Genomic DNA, 1,425 nt, shown 5'->3' with positions numbered 1-1,425 from the left:
AGCCATTGGTAATGCTCACGTCAGTTGCCTGAACCTGATTAATGTAGAAAGTACTTGTTCCACAAAATGTTCTGCGCAGAACATAAAGGGGTTTTGTGTGAAACGCCCCCATAAAGTACCAATAGGTGGGGTTTGAAGCTCAACGGAAGGAAAAGGGGGTTCGACTAGATCACTCCAGCCCTAATCGAGGCTAGACGCAGTAAGAAGCAACCTTATTGATATATACGTGAGTTACGTATATACTTGAACCACGTATAGTTAAGCTACTGGAAATAGAGGCTCAGATTGAAGGCTGTATTTAAGGAACTAACGATATTCGAGAAGAATAGACCTAAGTACTTAAGTGATGATGAGTTTAGAGAATTCCAAGCGCTATTAATGGATAACCCTCATGCTGGTGCGGTAATCAAAGGAACCGGTGGGTTAAGGAAAATCCGTTTTGGTGACAAGCGACGTGGTAAAGGTAAGCGAGGCGGTATTCGAGTCATTTATTACTGGTATCATGAAGGATTACAGTTTTGGCTTTTTACCTTATATGACAAAGATGAAAACGATGATTTGACGGCTGAGCAGCGATCAGTATTGAAAACATTACTTGAGCATGAGGTTAAGGCGAGAGGTAATTAAAATGGCTTTGTTTGATGATTTAGTGCAAGGTTTTGACGACTTAAAAGCTGAGCGAGAAGGTAAAATTACCCTTAAAACTCATCAGGTGCGCGCCTCTGAGGTGAAGCCCTTAAATGCCGACGAACTCAAAGCAATACGCTCAAAGCTGAATTTATCTCAAAGTGTTTTTGCTCGATGTCTGCATATACCCGTGAGAACCTATCAAGGCTGGGAACAAGGTGAGCATAAACCTAACATGCAAGCAACGGTGCTTATCCGCCTTGTCGATAAACACCCTGAAGCGGTCGAAATGATTAGCAGCCTGTGACCTTCTCATTAACCAGCGTGCTAGGCTATGGCCAAAAAATTTTCACAGTTAAAAGCAAAACTGTCCGCAGCCTCACGGCAGCGGGCAGCTGCTAAGACAAACCAACTTTTGCAAGAAATCAATCAACCAGCGCCAGCCAATAACACGGCAAAGGATCGACAAAACCCATCACGACATTAAATCATCGAGAAAGCCTATCCTCTATGGCTTGCCATCCTGGCCAATCAGATGAACATGCCTTTCCGTCACCTGTCACTTCTTTTTTCCCCATCCGTCATTTTTTCAAAAAGGCTAGCCATTCTTTTACTCTTTACCATCAAAGGGTGGCCGTCAACCCGCTTTGCCATTCTTAAATATCCTTATCAGCCTAAATTTACTGCACGGTATGTTCCACATAATGTTCCACGCGGAACATAATCACAAACAGATCAACACTAAGATTTGTGAACCCTATTTATCAGCCTTTTCTTAATCGCTTTAAAATGCATACC

Annotated in this window: 3 protein-coding genes; all 3 read left to right on the top strand. The window is 42.7% G+C overall.

Translation table 11 applies throughout. The annotated features are described in order from the left end of the window. The first annotated feature begins 285 nt into the window (after positions 1–285). The 3 genes from F607_RS0127105 to F607_RS34495 are packed head-to-tail and all read left to right on the top strand — an operon-like array spanning position 286 to position 1,114. Positions 286–627 carry a hypothetical protein gene (locus F607_RS0127105; RefSeq protein WP_027710479.1) on the top strand — a complete coding sequence of 114 codons (342 nt, stop codon included), beginning with the start codon at positions 286–288 and terminating at the stop codon, positions 625–627. Between the two features lies 1 nt (position 628). Further along, a complete protein-coding gene (locus F607_RS0127100; RefSeq protein ID WP_211233726.1) occupies positions 629–934 on the top strand; it encodes a helix-turn-helix domain-containing protein in 306 nt (101 codons plus the stop codon). Positions 935–961: 27 nt separating this feature from the next. Next, positions 962–1,114: a hypothetical protein gene (locus F607_RS34495; protein ID WP_157365634.1), complete on the top strand. Its 153-nt coding sequence runs from the start codon at positions 962–964 to the stop codon at positions 1,112–1,114. Positions 1,115–1,425 lie beyond the last annotated feature (311 nt).

The organism is Zooshikella ganghwensis DSM 15267 (assembly GCF_000428585.1).
GTDB classification, from domain to species: Bacteria; Pseudomonadota; Gammaproteobacteria; order Pseudomonadales; family Zooshikellaceae; genus Zooshikella; species Zooshikella ganghwensis.
Note: the sequence above shows the minus strand (reverse complement) of the source record. Positions and strands in the feature narration are given on the sequence as shown.